The sequence below is a fragment of the Sphingopyxis sp. GW821-FHT10B01 genome, assembly GCF_059415685.1.
In genome coordinates this window covers 727,176-749,914 of record NZ_JBWKNS010000002.1, presented here as the reverse complement: position 1 = coordinate 749,914, position 22,739 = coordinate 727,176, and the positions used below count along the sequence as shown (strand labels likewise).

Sequence of the window (22,739 nt, the reverse complement as noted above, 5' to 3'; positions counted from 1 at the left end):
CGCCTTGATCAAATCAGTGCACGAAGCGCGCGACGACGTCGCGATAACTTCGGCTGACCTTTACCTGCGCGCCCGATCCGAGCACAAGGAAACATTCGCCGTTGGTGTGCGGCTTGACCTGCTTGACCTGCGACAGGTTGACGATCGTCGAGCGGTGGACGCGCTGGAAATTGCGCGGGTCGAGCCGCTTTTCCAGATCCTTCATCGTCTCGCGCAGGATCAGGCTGTTGTCGGCGGTATAGATGCACATATAATCACCCGCGGCGTCGATGCGTTCGATGCTTTCGACGTCGACGCGGAAGATCTGGCCGCGATCCTTGATGTTGATCATCTTTTCATAGCGGTCGGCGGCATGCGCGTCGGGCTGGGTTTCGGCATCATAGTCGTCGACCGCATCGGGGGCGACTTCCGCGAGCACAGTCTTCAAGCGTTCGACTTCGGCGACGCCGCGCTTTTCGGCGAGCCGCTGGCGGACGCGGTCAAGCGCATCGGCAAGCCGCTCGGGCTCGACCGGCTTCACAAGATAATCGACTGCCTGCGCTTCGAACGCCCGGATGGCATGGTCCGAATAAGCAGTAACGAAGACGACGAGCGGCGGTTCAACCTCCATCAGCCCCTGGATCACCGAAAAGCCGTCGAACCCCGGCATCTGGATGTCGAGGAAAACAAGGTCGGGTTTGTGGGTCTTGATCTTGCGTATCGCCTCGCGGCCATTTTGCGCGGTGTCGACGATTTCGACGTCCGTATGCGGTTCGAGCCGCAGTTGCAGGCCTTGGGTGGCCAGTTTTTCATCATCCACCAGGATGGTTCTGATCGTCATGTTCTCTCGGTTCCAATCGTCATTTGCCCGTCGGGCTGGAACGGAAACTCGATTACCACCGTGAACCCGCCCTCAGCGCCCATCTGGACATCGAACCGGTGCTGGTCGCCAAAAGCCTGCGCCAACCGGTCCCTGATATTGGCTAAACCCACACCGGTCGATTCCGTTGCAAAGCCAGTGGTGGGGTCCATGCCGTCGGCTGACAATCCCGCGCCGGTGTCGGACACGGTGATCCGGACATTTTGACCGGCCAACTGTGCGGAAAGCGTGATATCGGCGCCGTCTTCCTGCGGCGTCACCGCATATTTGATCGCGTTTTCGATCAAGGGCTGAAGCAAAAGCGAGGGCAATCGGGCACGCGAGACAGCTGGATCGATCGCGAAATGCGGCCGCAGCCGCTCCTCGAAGCGCATTTTTTCGATATCGAGATAGAGTTTCAGCGTCTCGATCTCCTGCGCCAGCGTCACTTGCGCGGTCGGCTCGTTCGCGAGCGTATAGCGCAGGAATGCTGACAGGCGCGATAGCATCGCGTTCGCCGGTTCTGTCTGTTTCAGCAGCACAAGCGTCGAAATGCTGTTCAAGGTATTGAACAGGAAATGCGGGTTGAGCTGATAACGCAGCATCGCGAGTTGCGCCGACGCGGCCTGCGCCTCGAGCCGGAGGACGCGATCATTCTGTTCCTCGAGCTGAAGGAAATAGTTGATTGCGAAATAGAGCGCCGACCAAGCCGCGAGCGAGGTCGCGTCGATATACATTGCGCCGAGCAGCAGGCTGGTGAAGCCCGCCTCGCTCGCCGGATTCTGGATCTGCGCGACCCACGCGTCGATAAAGGCCCAAAGCGCGGTCGCGATACCCGAAAGGCCAAAACTGACGCCCCACATCAACAGCGGGCGGCGGCTGATCAAGGCCCGGTAACAGACCGAAAGGATCAGCGAGAGCGAAAAGCCGGTGATCGCGGAAATCGTCTGCGGCACGAGGAAAGTGAACGGCTGGCCGTTGGCAAGCCCCGACACCCCGCGCAGGCCGAGCCATGCGGCCCAGCCCAAGATCTGCAGATTCCAGAAGGCCCGGACCTTGTTATCGAAAAACGGGCCCGGCGAAGTCAGTCGAAACAGCGGCATGAGAGTCCGTGCAATTAAGGTCGGCAGCCGCGCACGCGCAGGCGGAAACCGGCGTGCGCGATCATTCGGCCGGGACCGGCGCCAGCGCGCCGTCGGCGCGCACGCGCGCCTGGCCCAGCGGCTGCAGTTCCGCCCGGTGCTTCCACAGCAATTCCTTGTACCCGATCACCCGGCCATCGTGCGCGGTCAGCGTGACAGGGCCGATCGGCTGTTCGTCGCGCGCATCGACCAGCACCGGGGTAGAAGGCACGCCCGCCCCCCATTTTTCGCCCCATTGGCGCAGGGCAATCATCGCGGGGAGCAGTTCGATGCCCTTTTCGGTCAGCTGATACTGAACCTTTCGCCGGTCTTCGGCCATCACTTCCCGCGCCATGATACCATGGTCGACCAGCCGCGACAGCCGGTTCGAGAGGATATTGCGCGCGATGTTCAGTTCCTGCTGAAACTCCTCGAAATGGTGGACGCCGTTGAAGGCCGCGCGAAGGATCATGAACGACCATCGCTCGCCCATCGCTTCCAGCGCCAGAGGCAGCGCGCAATTGCCCCCATCCATGTCGCTTAGCAGTTCGCGTAATTTTCCCATAACCAATGCCCTAACGTAAAATCACCCCGTGCGCCAAAAAAATATAGAGCCTGCGTTGCAATTTGCAACTCAAAGGCTAGGGAGCGTTTCGCAACCTTTCGGTTGCGCAAAAACAGGAGCTCCACATGCCCGAATTCAAGCTTTCTCCCCGCACCCATTTGATCTCGATCGCAGGCGCCGTGGCGCTCGGCGGCCTGACACTCTGGTCGTCTGCAGCGACAGCAGCAGGCGGCACCTATTACCGCGCCGAACTCGCCAGTCCGGCGCCCGAGGCGCGCTTTGTCGCACGCGATGTCGTGTGGGCCTGCAAGGGTGCCAGCTGCATTGCGAGCCAGGGGACGAGCCGCCCGCTGATCATGTGCTCGGCACTCGCCAAGGCGGCCGGCCCGGTGGCAAGTTTCGTCGCCAAGGACAAAGCGCTCGACGCCGATGAGCTGGCGCGCTGCAACGCCGCGAAGTGACCCGGCGCGCGGGACGGTTCAACCTCCCCCGCCCGTGCTCGCCAATCGCAAAAAGGCCGCCGCACCTCTCCGGAGGTGCGGCGGCCTTTTTGCTGCCCCGAGTTTTTGCGGATCAGGCAGTGAGGCGATTGCGGGCGATAACGAACGACCAGCGCGCCAGCGCCGGCAATTGCGCGGCGACATAACGCGGATCGGCGCGAAAGGCACGGCGCACGAGGTCAAGCCGCCAGCGGCGACTGCTGCGAAGTGCAAGCCCGAGCAGGATTTCGCTCCGGCTACGCTGGGGCAGCACGTCGGGTAAAGCGCGTTCGACGATTTGCGCAGTCAGGGCCTGAATTTGCGCGGCACGCTGGCTGGTCAGGCTGCCGCCATGCTTGCGATAGATATACAGATCCTCATGCAGCGCGACGAACGTGAAGCGCTGCGCCGCACGCAACCAGAAATCATAGTCCTCGACCCCGAACAACCGGATGTCATAGCCGCCAAGCGCCTCGGTCACCCGCGCCCGATACAGGAAGCAGGCGCCGACATTATTGCCATAGAGCAGCCGGTCGATCGGCCCCACACGCGAGCGTCCGAGTTCGCCCCCCGCTTCGTCGATCAGCGTGAAATCGGCGTAGACGACATCGGCCTCGGTGTGCGCGTCAAGCGTCGCCACAAGACGGCTCAGCATTTCAGGCCGGAGCAGATTGTCGTCGGAGGTCCAGCTGTGCAGATCGCCGCGCGCAGCCGCAAAGCCGCGATTGAGCGCCGCGGGCAAGCCGACATTGGTATCGAGCCGCAGCACCCGCACGCGCGAATCGCGCCGGGCGGCCTCCGCCATGATCGCGGGCGATGCGTCACACGACGCATCGTTGACGAGGATCAGTTCGAAATCGTGGAAATTCTGAGCCAAAACCGAGTCTATGGCCGCAGCAAGCCAGCGCGCGCCGTTGTGCACGGGCATCACCATCGACACCCGCGGTGGCGCCGTCGAATCGAGAGTATCGGTCCCCATCGGGGGCCGGTCCTACCCGCGGCGACCGATGCTTCCAATCGCCTTTACCAAAGTTGCTAACCTCTGGCGATTTCACGCAAGCAAATTTCGCATTGCAATATATGCGCCAAGGGCGACATTGAGCATGATGCTGAGGCAATATGAACTTGTAGAGCGCGTGCGCGCATATGATCCCGACGTCGACGAGGCGCTGCTGAACCGCGCCTATGTCTTTACCGTCCAGAAGCACGGCAGCCAGAAACGCGCGTCCGGCGACCCCTATTTCAGCCATCCGGTCGAGGTGGCGGGCATTTTGACCGATCTGCATCTCGACTGCGAGACGATCGTCACCGCGCTGCTCCACGACACACTCGAAGATACGCTGACCACACCCGAGGAAATCGAACGGCTGTTCGGCGCCGACGTCGGCCGGCTCGTCGATGGCGTTACCAAGCTGTCGAAGATCGAAGCGCAGACCGAAAATGAGCGCGCCGCCGAGAATCTTCGCAAATTCCTGCTCGCCATGTCGGACGATATTCGAGTGCTGCTGGTCAAGCTTGCCGACCGGCTGCACAATATGCGAACGCTGCATTTCATCCAGAGCCCCGAAAAGCGGCGGCGTATCGCCAAGGAGACGATGGATATCTATGCCCCGCTCGCCGAGCGGATCGGCATGTATGAGTATATGCGCGAGATGCAGCTGCTCGCCTTCAGCGAGCTGGAGCCCGAGGCCTATGCGACAATCACCGGGCGCCTCGCGAAACTGACCGCGGGCGGCAAGGACAAGGTCGCCGCGATCAGCCGCGAGTTCAAGGAACTGCTCGCGAAAAACGGCATCGAAGCCGACGTGTCCGGGCGCGAAAAGCATCCCTATTCGATCTGGCGCAAGATGCAGGAGCGTCACGTCAGCTTCGAGCAGGTGACCGACATCATCGCCTTTCGCATCGTCACCCCGACCGATGCCGATTGCTATGCGGCCTTGGGGCTTCTCCACCGGAAGTGGAAAATGGTCCCCGGCCGGTTCAAGGATTATATCTCGACCCCGAAGCGCAACGGCTACAAGTCGCTGCACACGACAATCATGCACCAGCAGAATATGCGCATCGAAATCCAGATCCGCAGTCTCGGCATGCACCAGCAGTCCGAATTCGGCTTCGCAGCGCACTGGGCGTACAAGCAGGGCGGCACCGTCCCCGACGGACAGGCCGGGTGGATCCGCGACCTGATCGAAATCCTCGAACAGACGCACGATCCCGAAGAATTCCTCGAAAACACGCGGATCGCGATGTATCAGGATCGCATCTTCGCCTTCACGCCGAAGGGCAGCCTCCACCAGTTGCCAAAGGGGGCGACGCCGGTCGATTTCGCCTATGCCGTTCACACCGGACTGGGCGACCGCACCGTCGGCGCCAAGGTCAACGGCCGGCTGGTTCCGCTGCGCACCCAGCTTTCGAACGGCGACACCGTCGAGGTTTTGTCGTCGGACAAGCAGACGCCGCAACCCGCATGGCTGGGCTTTGCGGTCACCGGCAAGGCACGCGCCGCGATCCGCCGCCACGTCCGCTCGAAGGAAAAGGTCGAACTCGCAGCGCTCGGTCGCAAGATGTACGACGAGATCGCCCTTCGCCTGCCTAACAAGGTTGGCGACAAGGCGCGCGCCGCGGCGCTGACGCGGCTCAAGCTTGAGGACGACAGCGCCCTCTATGTCGCGATCGCGAAGCAGCGGCTAACCGACAACGCCGTGCTCGAGGCGCTCGTCCCCGGCATCACCGCAGAAATGAAGAGCAAGCCCGGCAAGCTCGTGCAGGGCGCTGCCGTTTCCATCGCCGGACTGACCCCCGGCGTCGCCTATCAGCTCGCCGACTGCTGCCACCCCGTTCCCGGCGACCGCATCGTCGGCCTGTCGCGCCCCGGCGAGGGGATCGAAGTGCACGTCATCGACTGTCCGAAGCTTGCCGACGGCATCGACGCGGACTGGATCGACCTGCGCTGGCAGGAAGACAGCGAGGGCGGCAATGCGCGGCTGTGTATTGTCATCCTGAACGAGCCGGGTACGCTCGCCGAAATGTCGGGCATTCTCGCAGCCAATTCGGCGAACATCACCAATTTGCGGCTGTCGAACCGCGAGGGCGGATTCCACACTTATGACGTCGTCGTCGAAGTGCGCGACGTCCAGCATGTGATGCGTATCCTCTCGGCGCTCCGCGCGTCGGACACGGTGGTGCAGGCCGAGCGGCAGTAAAGAGGCGGCGGAGTCCGTTTGGGGAGGAAAGCTGCCATCTCCCATTTTCGTCATCCCGGACGTGATCCGGGATCCACCGCAGCGTTGAAGTCATGGCCCCGGATCCAGTCCGGGGTGACGACGAAGATTGATCGGGCGGCTTCCGGTCGTTTCCTGCCGGTGAACTGGCCTCTCCCCTTTCGTCGCCCCGCGTCGGATCCAGTGTCCGGTCGGCGCAAGGACGGCGTACAATTCCAAAGTTCAGGAAAGTTCAGCCTTGTGCGTCACCCGATTTGCACCCTGCGGGATGCTAGAAGCGCCAGACCGTGACCGCTTGCGCAAACCGGCCAGCATCCGCTTTTGTCCACCAGATGAAAGAGCCGGGATGAAGGCTGGCATAGCCGGATATTGTAGGAAAGGCCTTTTTTGAAGGTGTCGGATTTGGGGTGAGAGCAACTAACGGTCGTTGGCCGCTCGGGCGCTAGTTCGTATAGAGCAAAGGCGGCCGCCAGGCATTCTGGTCGACATCGTCGCTGACCTTGTAAACCAGCCCGCGGCTGTTGAGGAACAGCTTCTCCATCTCGGGCCGCGTAAAGGGACGCGATCCCAGGCGGCCGAACACCGCCATCTGCCCGCCCGTCTCGTCGACCGCACGGTCGCGGTCGAGCCCCTTCGACAGCGCAAGCGCCGGCGACGGCGTCTTCGCCCAGGCGATCAGCTCTGGGGTCGGCTTCGGCGAGAAGCCGTAAAGGCCCGGATTGTCGGGGCTGGTCAGCTGGAGCACCTTGATGCCGTTCCGTCCGTCGGCGACATAGCCGAAGAGCGAGGCGTTGGTCGACGCGACGATCACATCCTCGGCATCGGTCAACGCGCCGCCGAAGGTCAGCCCCGGCCAGACGACCGGCGCAGCGGGACGCGTCACATCGACGATGACGAGGCCATCCTGCTTCGCCGCAACATACATATAGGTCCGCGCCAGATAGATTTTCCGCGCGTTGGCAAGCCTCACCGTACCCGCAGGCACCGCGACCGGCTGTGCCAGATTGGTGACGTCGAACAGCTTCACGCCCTCGGCATCGGTGACCCAGAGGTAGCGGAACTGCACCGCGCTCGCGCGGGCATCGGTCAGCGGCAGCTGCGCGGTGACCTTGGGCTGGAGCGGTGTCGACAGATCGAGCACGACCAGCCCGGCGTCGGTGGTGATATAGGCCATGCTGCCCGCGAGCGTCACATGCCGCGCGCCCGCCAGTATATTGCCCTCGTTCCAGGTCAGCGCGCGTTTCAGCTTGTTGTTGCGGAACTCGGCGTCGGCCAGCGTGTCGATGTCGACCAGAACGAGGCCTTCGACGCTGTCGGTGATCACGGCATAGCGATAGATATCGTGCATCACCTGTTCGTGGTTTTCGGGGAAATTCTTCACGATATTCTCGTTGCGCGACACGCTGATCGGCTGGGTCGTCGCGATCGCCATGCAGGTCGCATTCTTCGTCTTCACCTGCGTGTCCTGGCCGAGCGGCGAGAAGGGCGCGCGAACGATGCGGTCGGAGAAGCCCTTGTTGCCGACCGAGGCAATGTCATAGACGCGGAACCCGCCCCTGCCTTCCGCGACGAACATATATTCGCCGCGCTGCTGCAGACAATTCACCCGGCCGCTTGTGCCCTGGACGATATTGGCGAACTCTTCGAGCGCGTGCGTTTCGCCCGAGCCCTTTTTATCGAAGGTCTTGCCGCGCACCCAATTCTTGAGCTCGCGCCCATTCTGTTCGACGTGCAGTTTCCAATAGTCGGGATAGGCATATTTCTGGAGATAGCTGCCGATCACCGCCTGCGGTTCGTCCCATTCGGTGACGCGCGTCGCCTGAAAGCCGCTATCGAGTCCCGACCAGACGTTGAGCCCGACGAAATTGACGAAATTGGTGCCAAGCAAATTGAGCTGCGCCATGATCGCATTATTGTCGTCGGCCGCCGACAAGTGGCAGTCGCTGCACTGCTTGGTTTCGGAACGGCGCACCGTGTGCGGGAAATGCGGCGCGAACGCCTGGCTCGAATAGCCCGCCGACGAGATCGGCGGCTGCTGCACATAGATGCGTTCGCGGTTGATGTTCGTCGATGACAGGACCAGCGCCGAAGTCGAACGCACCGGGGTAATGATCCCGCGCACCTCGCCGTTCGGGCCGGGCTCGCCGGGCTTGGTCAGCTGATGACGGCCGAGCTGGAACATTTCGTCGCGCGCCACCTGCGGGTTGTAGGTCGCGAAGTTGCGCGTCTCCTCCCCCTCGAAATGGTGCATCTTGGTCTTCCAATTCGCCTCGATCGGCAAATGGCAACCGCCGCAACTCGTCGTCCACGACAGGTGACAGGTGAAGCAGGTCATCTTGTCCTCGCCGTGCGCGCGATCTTCCTTCGCGACCCCCGGCCCCCATTCGAACTTGCCGTCCTCCGATCCCGCGCGCGCCATCAATTTCGCGCGTGCAGCCTTGGCATTGAAATGCGGCCCGGGGGTCACCGCCTGTTTGACCAGGCTGACCTGCCATTCGAGCTTCGGATCGACGATCGAGCGCTGGATCAGACCGATCACTTCGGCATCGTCATTATACTGAAATTCGAAGCGGCGGCGGCCGTCGGGATTGCGGAGCAGCGCGAGATTATTGCCCTGCGGCCGCGCCGCGACGTTCGAGGTCAAGAGATTCGGGAAGGCGTCGGCGGTGCCGTGGCAATCCTTGCAGCTGATCTCGACCGCATTCGCGACCTCGCCTTGGATATAGCCATTGCCATGGCTGTCCTGCGCGAAGTGACAATCGGCGCATTGCATGCCCTTTTCGGCATGGATGTCCATCATATGGACCGCCTTGCCGGGGTTGATCCCGGGCGGCACGAACTTGCCCTCGACGCCGGGCTTGCCCGGATCGGCGCTCGAAAGACACAGATCGCGCTCTTTGGGGTCGCTATAATGGCTGCAGCTCTTGCGCCATTTCTCGGGATCCTTCGGATCGATGATGTTCGCAGCGTCGGTGCCGTAGGTCGCCATATTGCCGTCGGCGGTCAGCAGGTTGCCGTTGCGGTCGCGCTTGAAGATGCCGCGGAAGTTCCAGCCATGGCCGTGATAGTCGGCGAACTGCGTGTCCTTGTTGCTGTCGTTGACGTCATAGACGTCGCGCAGGAATTCGACGTCGGCCCACAGCCCGCGCGTTGCCGCAGCTTCCGGATTGCGTTCGAGCACCTGATGCACCTCGGCGGCGGTCGGATAGCGCTGTTGCTTGTATTTTTTCTGATAGTCCGCGTCGCTCATCCCCGGTGGGCGCGGCGCGCTGTTGTCGGGGCCCGGCCACATCTGCGGCGCGTCGGATTCATAGTCCCACATCGTGTAGCCGAGGTACGAGTTCAGGAAGATGTTCGGCTGGTGCATGTGGCATGACATGCACTGCGACGTCGGGATCGCGCGGGTGAACGCATGGCTGATCGGATGCCCCGATTCGCGGCGCGGCCGGGGCGGTTGCTGCTGCGGACCGGCCGCGCCCGCCGCCGGATCGATCAGCGCGCCATGTCCACCGGCACCCGGCTCGTCGTTCGGCGCCATATGGGCCGGTTCGGCATGACCGCCACCGCCGGGCTTTTTCTCAGCCCCATGCCCGTCGCCGCTTTCGGGCGCGCGCAGCTTTTCGCGGATCGTCGGATCGACCGTGTCGGTCTCGCCGTCGCGGCCGAACTTGGCATAAGTCAGGCTGTGCCGCGGTTCGCGGTCGTTGGCATAGATGACGTGGCAGCCCGAGCAGCCCGAATGGCGATAGTCGCCGGGCTGGTCGTTGGTGCCCATGAACCACGACAGCGGGTCGTTCAGGCGCGTCTTGTGGATGTTGAGTACCGGGATCGACACGCGCAGCCCCGTGCCGGGGCCGCGGTTCGACTGTTTGAGGTCGGGGCGCCCCGGCTCCTCGAGCCGCTGGATGCTGCCAGTCGGGTTCGGCAGGCCGATTTCGGGGAATTGCGTGTTGATGTTGCGTCCGCCGCGTTCGAACACGCGGAAGACGTCGCCCGGCGGGATCACGCTCCAGCGCGGCAGCGGATACATTTTCGCAAGTGCCCCACGCTTTTTCTCGTCATCGGTCAGGATCTTGTCGAAGCCGAAGCCCGGCTTGCACGCTTCCTTATATTCCTCGGCGGTCAGCCGCGACGAGGGCGACAGGATGCACGCGGGTTCGCCTTTGCGCGTGTAAGCCTCACCGAACACGTAATTTTTATAGGGAACGATACCATTGTTATACGCCGCGCCGCCCCACAGCATCGCGCCGGTCGACATCATCGACCGCTCGGTCGCCTCGATCACCTCGAGATGGCACGATCCGCATGCCTCGCGCGCGACGCGATAGTCGCTGGGGTTCACGAACCGGATGAATTCGGGCGATTCCTTGTTGAGCAGCGTATAGCTGCGCTGCGGGTTCGCCGAACTGTCGTGCCATGCGCCGGGCAAGGTCGGCTGCGGATGCGCGAGCGCCATCACCGCCTTGTTCGTTGGATGCTGATAGCCGAGACTGGGGGTGCCGCGTTGGCTCGCATCGCCGCCATGGCAGTCGGTGCAGCCGAGCCGCACCGCCGGGGTCGCGTGCATCGACGGCTGGTCGGTGCGCGTGTGGCAGCTGTAGCAGCCTTCCGATTTCGCGCTGACATCGGCCTCGCTCTGCTCGCGCGGCGCGGGCGGGGTGAAGCGATATTCGATCTTGAGCGGCTTTTCCTCTTCGGACGCGCGGACGGCATTGGCGCCGAACGCCAGCGTCATCAGCAGAAAGGCCAGAAAAGCGAAAAGCTTGCGGAACATCGTCAGAAACTCACGATCACATTGGCGAGGACGGAGAGGTAGGCGTCGTTCTTCTGCTTGTTATCGAACAGATCCTTGAACCCCTTGCCCGGCAGCAGCACCGCACCGCTGAGCCGCCCGACGATATTCTGCGTCGCTTTCGGCCGCCAGATCGTCGCGACCGAGAGATCATAGCCGATATCTTTGGGGATCGACCCTTCGGTGCGCAGTGCCTGCAGCGACGATGTGTTTTCGAACCACAGATGGTTGAAATTGGTGCTGACGCGAAATTCGGGGGTCAGGTCGAAATCGGCGCCCGCGCCGATAAACACCGTGCCCGGGTTGTTGAAGTTCGACTGCCCCTCTTCCTTCGACGAGCGCAGCGAATTCAATATGCCGTTGCGCCCGCTGATCGCGATGACGCGTCCGCCGCCCGCGAAGGGGATCGTCTGGCGGATCCAGTAGCTGGTGTCGGCGCCGCCGAAGATCGGGTTTTCGAAGATCGCGTCGTAGCCGCCCTCGGTGTTGTTATACGGATCGCCATCGCCGGTCGCATAGAGCCCCGACAGGCGGAACCGCATCCAGTCATGGTCGTAACTGAGCTCGACCGCGCCGAAACCGGCGCGGATTTCGGCGGGCTTGCTGGTGAAAAAGCTGTTCCGGTCCTCGCCGAGCGCCGCGTAAAAGCTTGCGGTGACATTGATCCGGCCGATCCGTCCGTCGGCGCTGTAGCCCAGATAGACGACATCATATTCGCGCCCGCGCAGGTCGCCGAGCAGCGCCGGCCGCACCGGAAAGCCGTTGTGGTCGATCTGCACGTCGTTCTTTTCGCGGTTCATATTATAGGTCACGCTGACCTGGCTGGTCAGCCCGACGAACGGGAAATCCTGGCGATAGAGATTGCCGGTGAACACGAAGTCGCTGCGCGGGGTCTGGGTGATGTCGTTGAGGCCGCTGTTGGTGTCCTTCTCAAGCCGCCAGAAGGCCGCGAGATTATATTGGAAGCGGTTGTTGTCGCGATTGCCGAACAGGCGGATGCCGAGCTGGCTGTCGTTGAACAGAAAGCCGCGGAAGTCGCTCTGGAACGGCTGGATGCCGAGGCGGATCGAATAAAAATCGAACCGGTCGGACGTGTTGCCGAGATGCTTGTCGACGAACAGCTCCTGTACGCCGAGGAACGAGTCATAACGATGGCTCGCCTTCGACGGGCGCACGTCGAGCACGCGCCGTTCGGGCACGTCGACATAATTGGCCTGATAGGCGAGGGTGACGCGATATTCGATGTCGGGCGGCTTGAACGCGGTCGATCCCTTGATCAGCGCAGCACCGGCGATGAAGGTTTGCGCAAAGACGAAGCTGCGGTCCTTGCCGAACACGTCGAGGCTGCCCGGCCGCTCGGTCGTCTGCACGCCGACCGGGATCGGAAAGGTGCGCGGTTCGAACACCGTATCGGAGACCGCATTGGCCACGATAAACCAGTCGTCGCCTTTGATCGGCAGCCATTTGACTTTGCTGCGATCGATCGCGCGGTCGCCTTTATAGGTGTTCTGGTGATAGGGGTCGAACCAGCGTTCCTTGACCACGCCCAATGTCTCGATGAGGCGCCAGCGGTCGGGGACCGGCAATTGGTCCTCCATCCCCGGAAACGCCTGCGGCGGCGGCGGGCGCAGCGCGCCGACATTGTCCTGCGTCAACTGGTCGGGCAGGTCGGGCGTATAACCCGGGCGGCGGCGGCCCTCGATGATCCCGGTGACGAGATCGTCCTTGACCATCTCCTGCCAGTCGACCGGCGGTGGCGGCGGAATCAGCTCTTCGGCGGGCTGCGGCGCAGGCGCGGTTTCGCCCGCAACCGGCGGCCCCTCGGGCGCGGACGGCGGCGGCGTGACATCGGCTCCCGGCGCGCCCTGCGCCGCGAGCGTTGCGATGATCGGCCAAAGACTGCCCCCCGCCATCATCATCTATAGCCCGTCGCAGACATTCTGGTTCACCGTGTCGAGGAACGGGGCGAAGGGACAGCTGATATAACGCAGGCGAACCCCGGCGCCGACGTTGACGACGACATTGTCCGAGCGGATCGCCTTGGGCGCATTGCCGATACCGCCGACGCGCGCGCCGCCATTATGGAGCCCGAGAAAGCTGATCATATCGTCCTGATCGATGCCGTCGCCCGACACGCCGATCGCGCCGACCAGCTGATTGCCGCGATAGATGGGGACCGAGCCGGGGAAAATCTGGATACCATTCTGCAGCCGGTTCTGCCCCGGCATGACATCGGGCAGCGTTGTGCAGCGCGCGGGCGTATCGGGGTTTGCACTCTGCAAGAAACCGATGTGCTGGCCGAGATTGCCGATGATCAGCGCCGATTGCAGCCCGGTCGAGAAAGGGTTGAACTGCGCGATCGGACGCGACAGCGGCCCCTGCGGGCGGCCGACCTCGCCGTCGGGGAAATAGGGCCGCGCAAGGTTGCCGATCGCGCGATCGGCATAAGCGACATTTCCGGTGAGGGCCGCGGCGCTGTTCAGGAAGGTCCGCGTCGCAGTGACAAACTGGCGGATATCGGCGCTCGTATTGGCGCTCAGTTCAGTTCCCGCCTGCGCGCCCGAGAAGAAGGCCGCGGTGCGTGCCTTTTGCAACGAGACGTCGGTGCCAAAGATCGGCGCGTCGGGCGAACGGACGATGCCGAGCACCGATCCGTAGGTGTCGACGATGCTGATCGTGACCTGCGCACGGCTGTCGAGCGGGCGGCGGATCTGCGCGCGGGCGCGGCTCATCACGGTAAAGGCTTCCTCGAGCACCGCGCGCGCCTCGGCCTGCGTCAGCGGCGCGCTGTTCGTCGCGCCGTCGGTGCCGGCGCGCAGCGGATAGCGGTTCGCGCCGCTGCCGTCGGTGAGGACGAAGGCGTCGCGGTTCGAGAATTCGGCGGCGGTCGAGGCGCGGATGCCCGACGCTTCGCTGCCATAGGCGATCCCGGCGGTGATCGCGGCATTGGCATAGCCGGTGACCGCGACAAGATTGCCCGCGACACCGTTGAGGCTCGCGAAGCTCGCCCCGCCGCTGCTCGTCACCCCGGCAAAGGTTGCGTCGGAGAAGCGCAAGGATGTGCCGTCGACGGCGATCCTGTCGGCGGTGATCGTACTGGGCGCCTCGAACCCGCGGGTGCCCGCGAGCGCGATAAATTCTTCGGGGTCGTTGTCGATGTCGAGGATGTTGGGATCGCTGCCGTAGACCCCGTCACCCATCACCCCGATGCCGCCGACGAGCACACCATTTTTGTAGAGCGGCAATCCGCCCGGATCGGCGGCGAGGCCGAGCGGCGAGCGTTTCGGACCGATCAGCGCCGCCGCACCCGGGGCACCAAAGCGCGCCGACAGATCGCTGCAGGGCAGCTGGCTGAACTGCACCCCGAACAGCGGGCCGCTTTCAAGACCCACCGTGGTTGGCGCAGGCGGGAAATGCTGCTGGACGATCTGGCTCGCGGTGCGGGTCGAAAAGGCGTTGCCGCCGCTCGACAGATAGGCGCCGGTCACCGCCTTCGCGATCGCGCCGCCCTCGGCCGGGAAGGGCACATTCTGCGCGTCGATATTTACGCCGTTCGGCGCAGACGCGGTCGTCGCAGTCGCGCGCGCGCCGTTCATGCGGAACACGCCGAGCACATTGCCAACGCGGTCGGTCACCGCGATCACCGACGGCAGCCCGCGCGCCTGCGCCTCGGAAATCGCCTGCGCCAGCACGCGCTCGACGTCGGTCGTGGTCAGCGCTTCGGCGGCGGGCGGCGTATACAAACCGCCCGTCGGGGTCGGCGTGGGAGTCGGGGTGGGTGTGGGCGTCGGGGTTGGCGTACCACCGCCGCCTCCACCGCCGCACGAGGTGAGCAGCAGGGCGCCCATCGCGGCGAAGGCGGCCGAACGGAAAAGATGAGTCTTGCTTCGCATGATCTTATCGCAGCGCCCCGATCGCGCGCACGGCGCTGCCGAACGAAGCCTGGAATTCGGTGGGCTTATAGGCGTTGGGGTCCTTTACCGCGGCATAGGCGCGGTCGATATCGCCGCGGATGCCTGCCGCTGCGCCCACGGTGACGCGGCCCGACGACACCATCGCGTTGAGCAAGGTATCGACCCCCATCACCGCCTGCTGCGACCCCGAATAGTCGGTGTAGCGATCGCTGATCGCCTTTGCCGAGATCGCATCGACCATCGCAAAGGCGTCGGCGCCCGAGAAATTGCGCGATGCGAAGGCGCTTTTGAGCGCCGCGACCGTCTGCGACAGCTGCGCCGCGGCGGCGACCGCGCTCGGCCGGTCGGTCGCCATCGCCTTGTGGAACGCCGCGGTGCGCGCCGCGAGCTGATCGGCCAGCGCCGGCGCCGCAAGCCGCGCGGCGGCGGCCAGCATGATCAGATTTTCGTCATTATAGGGCGGCATTCCTTCGGGGATTTGACGTCCCGCATTGTTCACACTCGTCTTCACCGGCTTCGCCTGATCGAAAATACGGCGGTGGCAGCTGTGGCAATCGAGGAAATAAAATTCGGGGAACATCCCCTCGGTCCCGCGCCGCGTCTGGAACAAGGCGAGGCTGCGTTCGATCGCGGTCGCCTGCCCGACTGCCCACATCTGGACATGATCGGTGCGCCGGTTCGCCGCGCCGAATTTGCGCCAGCCATAGTCGGCGTCTTCCTGATGATGCGCCTGCAGCGAGGAGAAAAGGTCGAGTTCGAAGGCGATGCGCGGATGGCCGGCGGCCATGATGCGGTGGGTGACGAACTGGCCGTCGCCCGCCGAACCGAAGTGGCAATCGACGCAGACGCCCGCGCGGACGACCGGATCCTCGAGCTTCTTGAGCCCCGCCGACAGGTTCGCGAGATGTTTGTCGCGCATTTCGCGGTCGGGATCGGCGTTGGTTCCGACGCCGGCATAATGGCTGGCGAGCCAGCCGCCTGCGGGGCCATGGCACGATTCGCAGCCGACGCCGTCTTCGGCCGGAACCGCGCGCGCCGTGCCCGCCGTGCTGTGGCAACCGATGCACATCTGCGCCTTGGCGGGGTCGCCGATACCCAGGTTGCGGGCGATGAACTGGCTGCGGTTGTTGCTGAGCACCGCCCAGGCGCGGCTGTGCGCGCCGCCGGGGGTCGAGGGTTCCTGCCATTTCATCAGCTCGTCCTGGCGGACGACGGTCCCGTCGCCCTCCATCCGGCCGTGGCAGGTCGAGCCCGCGCACGAAGCGACGCCGGTATAGCGCGCGCCGCTTTCGCCTTGCGACCGGGCCGGGGGGGCGAAGACGAACGCCGCGACGACAAGCGCCAGCAGCATCGACGCAAGGGCGGCAAACGCCGCGCGCGTCGGAACATGGGCGGCAAACGCCGCCAAAGGCCGATCGCCGCGCTCTTTCCCAGCGTGCGCCGTCATCCGCAGAACCCCTTTTTCCCCAACCCGGCGCCTTTACGCCCGAAGCTGCGCTTTATACCACCCCAAATGCCAGCATCGCGTCGGCCACTTTTTTGAAGCCGGCGATGTTCGCGCCCTTCACATAGTCGATATAGCCGCCGCCGCGGTCACCATAGGTCAGGCAGCTCTTGTGGATGCCGTCCATGATGTCCTTGAGCATCTGCTGCAACTCGGGTTCGCTCCAGCTGCGTCGTCCGCTGTTCTGGCTCATCTCGAGGCCAGAAACGGCAACACCGCCCGCATTGGCCGCCTTGCCGGGCGCAAACATGATCTTCGCATCCTTGAAGACATGCACGCCTTCGAGGTTGGTCGGCATGTTGGCGCCTTCGCTGACCGCGATACAGCCGTTCGCAACGAGGGCCTTCGCGTCGTCGCCGAGCAACTCGTTCTGCGTCGCACACGGCAGCGCAACATCGCATTTGACCCCCCACGGCGTTTTGCCCGCGGTGAAGCTCGCGCCCTTGAACTCGTCGCAATATTCCTCGATCCGCCCGCGACGATGCGTCTTGTGCGTTTTCACCCAGTCGATCTTTTCCTGCGTGATGCCGTCGGGATCGTGGATGAAGCCGCCCGAATCCGAGAGCGTCAGCACCTTGCCGCCGAGCTGGACGATCTTTTCGGCCGCGTGCGTCGCGACATTGCCCGATCCCGAGATGACCGCGGTCTTGCCGACCAGATCCTGCCCCTTCGCGGCGAGCATGTTGGCGAGGAAATAGACCGCGCCATAGCCCGTCGCCTCGGTGCGGATCAGCGAGCCGCCCCATTCGAGGCCCTTGCCCGTCAGCACGCCGGTAAACTCGTTGGTGATCCGCTTGTACTGGCCGAACATGAAGCCGATTTCGCGGCCACCCACCCCGATGTCGCCCGCGGGCACATCGATGTCGGCGCCGATGTGGCGATAAAGTTCGGTCATGAAGCTCTGGCAAAAGCGCATGATCTCGCGCACGCTCTTGCCCTTCGGGTTGAAGTTCGACCCGCCCTTGCCGCCGCCCATCGGCAGCCCGGTTAGCGCATTTTTGAACGTCTGTTCGAACGCGAGGAATTTGAGCACGCTTTCGGTAACGCTCGGATGAAAGCGGATACCGCCCTTGTATGGGCCGATGGCGTTGTTGTTCTGGACGCGCCAGCCGCGCTGGACGCGAATATTGCCGCTGTCGTCTTCCCAGCAGACGCGGAAAGACACGACCCGGTCGGGTTCGGCGATGCGCCGCAAGATTTGCTGCGCGTGATATTCTTCCTTGTCGGCGATGAAGTCGAAGATGTCTTCCGACACCTCCTGAACTGCCTGCACGAACTCGGGCTGACCCGGGTTACGCTTTTTTACGCCTTCCATGAACGTCGAAAAATCGACGTGATCCGAAACTGCCATGCACCCCTCCCCTGTATGACTGGGAAAGCCGGTGCGACCCCTGACGATTTTATCGTTGACCGACCTTGTATGCCAAAGGCTACACCATCGCCAAGCAAAGGCAATATGACAGCGCGCACAGGCGACATTTTTTCGAATGCGCGCACAGAGGGGCAAAAATGAACGAGAGCAAGAGCATGTCGGGCACCAACCGGACCATATTGATAGCGGCCTTCATTCTGCTGGCGGCGGCGATCGGCTATGCAATCTGGCGCGATTCCGTCCCGTCGGCAGCCACCCCGGCCACGGATGCCGCCGCTCCGTCCGACCAGCTCGCCGAACTGGAGGCGCGGACGAAGCGCGAGCCGAACAGCGCCGAAGCGTGGACCGCGCTCGGCGCAGCGCGTTTCGATCTCAGCGATTTCGCCGGCGCGGCGGCGGCTTATGAAAAAGCCGTCGCGCTTTCATCCGATTCGGCGGGCCTCTGGTCGGCCCTCGGCGAGGCGCGGGTGATGGGGAGCAACAGCGACCCGATGCCGGCCACGGCGCTCGAGGCGTTCAACAAGGCGATCGCGCTCGACGCCAAGGATCCGCGCGCGCGCTATTTTCTCGCCGTGAAGAAGGACATCGGCGGCGACCACAAGGGCGCGATCGAGGACTGGTTCGCGCTGCTCGCCGACACCCCCCAGGGCGCACCGTGGGAGGCCGATCTGCGCCGCACGATCGAACAGGTCGGGCAAATCCACAAGATCGACGTCGCGGCGCGGCTCATGAACACGCAGGCAAGGCCGCTGACCGCCAATGAAATGCCGGTGGCCGCACGCGCGATCCCGGGGCCGACCCGGTCCGACATGGAAGCGGCATCACAGCTGCCCAAAGGCCAGCAGGACCAGATGATCGAGGGCATGGTGAGCGGGCTCGAGGCCAAGCTGAAGGCCAATCCCGCCGATGTCGACCGCTGGATCATGCTGATGCGCAGCCGGATGACGCTGGGCGAAACGGCGAAGGCGGCGCAGGCGCTGAAGGATGGCATTGCGGCAAATCCGGCAGCAGCGGGACGGCTGAAGGCGCAGGCACAGCTGCTCGGCGTGCCGGGTGCGTAAAAATCCCCGTTGGCGCGCGGCCCGGAACGGGGTACGCCGCCGTCGCTGCGGGGGGCAACCAAAACATAGGGTCGCCGCGGCATTTTTGCCGCGAGACGCTTTCGGACGTATCTGCCTGGGACAGCCGTCCACTCTGTATCGGGCCTCGTGGTCGCAAATGACCGGCTGACGCACGGGTTGCCGAAGCCACCGCACATCAGCCAGTGCGGGATTAACCCGCCATCAACGCCGCATTGCCGCCCGCCGCGGTGATGTCGGTCGAGATCGATTTTTCCTCGGCAAAGCGGTGGAGATAGTGCGGGCCGCCCGCCTTCGGGCCGGTGCCCGACAGCCCGCGCCCGCCGAACGGCTGCGATCCGACGATGGCGCCGATCTGGTTGCGGTTGACATAGACGTTTCCGACCTGCGCGCGCGCCGCGATATGCGCCGCGACTCCGTCGATGCGCGTGTGGACGCCGAGCGTCAGGCCATAGCCCGAGGCGTTGATCGCATCGATGAGCTGGTCGAGCTCGCCGCCCTTCCACGTCGCAACATGCAGCACCGGGCCGAATATCTCGCGCTTCAGATCGGTGACATGGTCGAGGCGGATCGCGACCGGCGGGACGAAATGCCCGTCCGCGGGCAGGTTCGTGCGGTCCGCTTCGGCGATCACGCGCCCCGCGGCGCGCGCTTCGGCGACATAGGCGGCGATATTCGCGCGCGCTTCCTCGTCGATGATCGGGCCCACGTCCGTCGCAAGGATCGACGGATCGCCGACATTGAGTTCGGCCATCGCGCCCGCGACCATTTCGATCATCGTGTCGGCGACATCCTCCTGCACGCAAAGCAGACGCAGCGCCGAACAGCGCTGGCCCGCCGACTGGAAGGCCGAGGCGACGGCGTCGCGCGCGACCTGTTCGGGCAGCGCGGTCGAATCGACGATCATCGCGTTCGCGCCGCCGGTCTCGGCGATCAAGGTCGCGATCGGCCCGTCGCGGCCAGCGAGGCTGCGATTGATCATCCGCGCGACCTCGGTCGAGCCGGTGAAGGCGACGCCGATGATGTCGTTGTTGCCCGTCAGCGCCGCGCCGACGGTCTCACCGCGGCCGGGGAGAAACGCAAGCACATCGCCGGGGATGCCAGCTTCGAGTAGCAGTTCAATTGCGGCGTGCGCGATGAGCGGGGTCTGCTCGGCGGGTTTCGCGAGCACGGCATTGCCCGCGGCGAGCGCCGCCGACACCTGCCCGAGGAAGATCGCGAGCGGGAAATTCCACGGGCTGATGCAGACGAACACGCCCTTGCCTTCGAGCATCAGCTCGTTGCGCTCACCCGTCGGGCCGGGCAACGCGACGGGGTAGGTGAAGTCGGCGCGCGCCTGCGCGGCGTAATAGCGCAGAAAATCGATCGCCTCGCGCACCTCGGCAATCGCGTCGACCAGCGTCTTGCCGGCCTCGTCGATCGCGAGGCCGAGGAACAGCGCGTCGCGCTCCTCGAGCAAATCGGCGGCGCGCTCGAGCCGCTCGGCGCGAAATGTGCCGCCCGCAAGACTCCAGTCGCCATGCGCCTTGCGCGCCGCCGCGACGGCATCGGCGACCGTCGCCGCATCGGCTTCGATCACCTGACCGACGACCGCGCCCGTAGCCGGGTTGCGCACCGGTTCGGCCGCGCCTTTTCGCGGGGCACCGCCGACGATCGGCGCCGCGACCAGATCGCTCCGCCGCGCCGCGCCGATCGCTGAAACCAGCACCTCGGGCACGCCGGGGTCGCCAAGGTCATAACCGCGCGAATTGCGGCGCTGCGGGTCGAACAGGCCGAGCCCGGTCGCGATGTTCGACGATGAGGCACTCGCGACGCTGCGCGGATCGACCGCGAGCTGTTCGGCGGTGACCCCGGGGTCCGAGAACTGGTGCACGAAGCTGGAGTTGGCACCATTTTCGAGCAGGCGCCGGACAAGATAGGCGAGCAGGTCGCGGTGCGTTCCGACCGGCGCATAGACGCGCACCGGACGCGGCGGCGGGAACAGTGCCACGAGCGCGTCATGCGCGCCCTCACCCATGCCATGCAGCCGTTGCAGCTCATAATCGACGCCGGCGAACAGCTCGGACACAAAGGCGAGCGTCATCGCATTATGGCTGGCGAAGGCCGGATAGATGCAATCCTGGCAATCGCGCAGCAACTGGGCGCAGCGCATATAGTTGAGGTCGGTGTGCAGCTTGGCAGTGAACACCGGGAAGTCGCCAAGCCCCAGCGTCTGCGCGCGCTTGATCTCGGTGTCCCAATAGGCGCCCTTGACCAGCCGCATCGACAGCTTGACGCCGCGTGCGCGGGCACGGTGCGCCAGCCAGTCGATCACCGCCGGCGCGCGCTTCTGATACGCCTGGATCACGATGCCGAGCCCGGTCCAGCCGTCGGCGATGCCGGCGTCGATCAGCGCCGCGAACACGTCCATGTGCGGTTCGAGGCGGTCGCTTTCCTCGGCGTCGATCATCAGCGGGATGTTGACCGCGCGCGCCGCCTGCGCGAGCTCGATCACCTTTGGCACCAGCTCGCCGGTCACACGCGCGGCTTGCAGATATTCATAGCGCGGGTGGAGCGCCGAGAGCTTGATCGAAATACCATGATTGGCGTGCGGATCGCCCGCCTTCGCCGACTTGCCGATGCGCGCGATGGCATTGGCATAGCTGTCGTAATAGCGCGCCGCATCGTCGGCGGTGCGCGCAGCTTCGCCGAGCATATCGAAGCTCGCGAGCTCGGACTTTTCCTTGTCGGCGCGCTTGACCGCGGCGTCGATCGTCTCGCCCATCACGAATTGCTGGCCCAGCATCTTCATCGCCGCGAGCGCCGCCTGCCGGATCACCGGCTCGCCCGAGCGGCGCACCATCGATTTCAGCAAGGTCAGCGGGTTCGCCCGGCTGCCCATCGCGTCGAGCATCAGCGTCGCCGACCCGAGCGAAAGGCCCCGCGCCGACAGCGCGACGATCAGCGGGCTGTCGTCATCCTCGCCCTCTTTCCAATGCCGCCCGGCGATCTTGTCGCGGATCAGCGCATTGGCGGTCGCACTGTCGGGGACACGCAGCAGCGCCTCGGCGAGGCACATCAGCACGACGCCTTCCTCGGTCGACAGGCGATAGCGGTTCATCAGCTGGGCGACGAGCGTTTCGCGATCGCCCTCGGCCTTCGCCTTGCGGATCAGTTCGAGCCCGCGCCGGGTCACGGCGTCGACACTCGCCGAAGAGGTGGCAAGGGCAGTGCGCAGCTCGGCGACAATGTCGGATTCGCTGCGGCGGGCGAGGGCGCGGATGGGCGCGCGATCGGGGCTCTGGATCATGGCCCTTTCTATCATATTGCCGACAGTCGATCTGACTTGTTTTTGCAGGATAGATATATGAATTGACCAAGTTTGAGATAAAACTTAGTCCATTCTCATGAAAACCGCTTCTTCAACAGTCGAACTGGACGAGTTTGATCGCAAGATTCTCGCGATTCTGGGCCGCGACGGGCGGATCACCTTTACCGAGCTGGCGTTACAAGTCGGATTGTCGAAGACGCCGTGCCAGCAACGCGTGAAGCGCCTCGTCGACAGCGGCCTGATCGTCGGCTTTCGCGCCATCGTCGATCCGGCGAAAGTCGGGCTCGACCATGTCGCTTTCACCGAGGTGAAGCTGTCCGATACGCGCGAAGACGCATTGAAGCAGTTCAATATGGCGGTGCGGCAGATTCCCGAGGTCGAGGAATGCCACATGATCGCGAGCAGCTTCGACTATTTGCTCAAGGTCCGCACCCCCGATATCCGCCGCTATCGCATCGTGCTGGGCGAAAAGATTTCGAGCCTGCCGCATGTCGCGAGCACATCGACCTTTGTCGCGATGGAAACGATCTGCGAATCGGCGCGCTGA

The 22,739-nt window shown here is 64.1% G+C and carries 14 protein-coding genes; 4 read left to right on the top strand and 10 right to left on the bottom strand.

The features are described 5' to 3' along the window. Positions 1-13: 13 nt before the first annotated feature. The 3 genes from AC07NV_RS08085 to AC07NV_RS08075 form a co-directional block, all read right to left on the bottom strand. Positions 14-820: a LytR/AlgR family response regulator transcription factor gene (locus AC07NV_RS08085; protein WP_495165804.1), complete on the bottom strand. Its 807-nt coding sequence runs from the start codon at positions 818-820 to the stop codon at positions 14-16. Continuing rightward, positions 817-1,941 carry a sensor histidine kinase gene (locus AC07NV_RS08080; protein WP_495165803.1) on the bottom strand — a complete coding sequence of 375 codons (1,125 nt, stop codon included), beginning with the start codon at positions 1,939-1,941 and terminating at the stop codon, positions 817-819. Before AC07NV_RS08080 ends, AC07NV_RS08085 begins: the two co-directional genes overlap by 4 nt. 61 nt (positions 1,942-2,002) lie before the next feature. Next, a complete protein-coding gene (locus AC07NV_RS08075) occupies positions 2,003-2,524 on the bottom strand; it encodes a winged helix-turn-helix transcriptional regulator (protein ID WP_495165802.1) in 522 nt (173 codons plus the stop codon). A 125-nt stretch (positions 2,525-2,649) separates the two neighbouring features. Between AC07NV_RS08075 and AC07NV_RS08070 the strand changes: the two genes are divergently transcribed. Further along, positions 2,650-2,985 carry a CC_3452 family protein gene (locus AC07NV_RS08070; protein WP_495165801.1) on the top strand — a complete coding sequence of 112 codons (336 nt, stop codon included), beginning with the start codon at positions 2,650-2,652 and terminating at the stop codon, positions 2,983-2,985. A 112-nt stretch (positions 2,986-3,097) separates the two neighbouring features. Here the strand turns inward: AC07NV_RS08070 and AC07NV_RS08065 are convergent, their stop codons facing one another. After that, entirely contained in the window at positions 3,098-3,982 is an 885-nt protein-coding gene (locus AC07NV_RS08065; RefSeq protein ID WP_495165800.1) for a glycosyltransferase family 2 protein, read from the bottom strand. 127 nt (positions 3,983-4,109) lie between these two features. Between AC07NV_RS08065 and AC07NV_RS08060 the strand changes: the two genes are divergently transcribed. Beyond that, positions 4,110-6,203, top strand: coding sequence for a RelA/SpoT family protein (locus AC07NV_RS08060; RefSeq protein ID WP_495166010.1), 2,094 nt, complete (start codon positions 4,110-4,112; stop codon positions 6,201-6,203). Positions 6,204-6,663: 460 nt separating this feature from the next. Here the strand turns inward: AC07NV_RS08060 and AC07NV_RS08055 are convergent, their stop codons facing one another. The 5 genes from AC07NV_RS08055 to gdhA are packed head-to-tail and all read right to left on the bottom strand — an operon-like array spanning position 6,664 to position 17,782. Next, a complete protein-coding gene (locus AC07NV_RS08055) occupies positions 6,664-10,995 on the bottom strand; it encodes a hypothetical protein (RefSeq protein ID WP_495165799.1) in 4,332 nt (1,443 codons plus the stop codon). 2 nt (positions 10,996-10,997) lie between these two features. Further along, positions 10,998-12,929, bottom strand: a complete 1,932-nt coding sequence (locus AC07NV_RS08050; RefSeq protein ID WP_495166009.1) for a hypothetical protein — start codon at positions 12,927-12,929, stop codon at positions 10,998-11,000. Between the two features lie 3 nt (positions 12,930-12,932). After that, positions 12,933-14,906, bottom strand: coding sequence for a heme-binding protein (locus AC07NV_RS08045; protein WP_495165798.1), 1,974 nt, complete (start codon positions 14,904-14,906; stop codon positions 12,933-12,935). Between the two features lie 4 nt (positions 14,907-14,910). Then, positions 14,911-16,374: a multiheme c-type cytochrome gene (locus AC07NV_RS08040; protein WP_495165797.1), complete on the bottom strand. Its 1,464-nt coding sequence runs from the start codon at positions 16,372-16,374 to the stop codon at positions 14,911-14,913. Positions 16,375-16,426: 52 nt separating this feature from the next. After that, positions 16,427-17,782, bottom strand: coding sequence for an NADP-specific glutamate dehydrogenase (gdhA, locus tag AC07NV_RS08035; RefSeq protein WP_495165796.1), 1,356 nt, complete (start codon positions 17,780-17,782; stop codon positions 16,427-16,429). A 158-nt stretch (positions 17,783-17,940) separates the two neighbouring features. On the opposite strand from gdhA, the gene AC07NV_RS08030 reads away from it, so the two are divergent. After that, positions 17,941-18,864 carry a tetratricopeptide repeat protein gene (locus AC07NV_RS08030; protein ID WP_495165795.1) on the top strand — a complete coding sequence of 308 codons (924 nt, stop codon included), beginning with the start codon at positions 17,941-17,943 and terminating at the stop codon, positions 18,862-18,864. 211 nt (positions 18,865-19,075) lie between these two features. Here AC07NV_RS08030 and putA read toward each other — a convergent pair whose 3' ends face one another. After that, positions 19,076-22,171 (bottom strand): bifunctional proline dehydrogenase/L-glutamate gamma-semialdehyde dehydrogenase PutA, encoded by a 3,096-nt coding sequence (gene putA / locus AC07NV_RS08025; RefSeq protein ID WP_495165794.1) that lies wholly within the window; start codon positions 22,169-22,171, stop codon positions 19,076-19,078. 97 nt (positions 22,172-22,268) lie between these two features. Here putA and AC07NV_RS08020 point away from each other — a divergent pair, with 97 nt between their 5' ends. Then, positions 22,269-22,739: an Lrp/AsnC family transcriptional regulator gene (locus AC07NV_RS08020; protein WP_495165793.1), complete on the top strand. Its 471-nt coding sequence runs from the start codon at positions 22,269-22,271 to the stop codon at positions 22,737-22,739.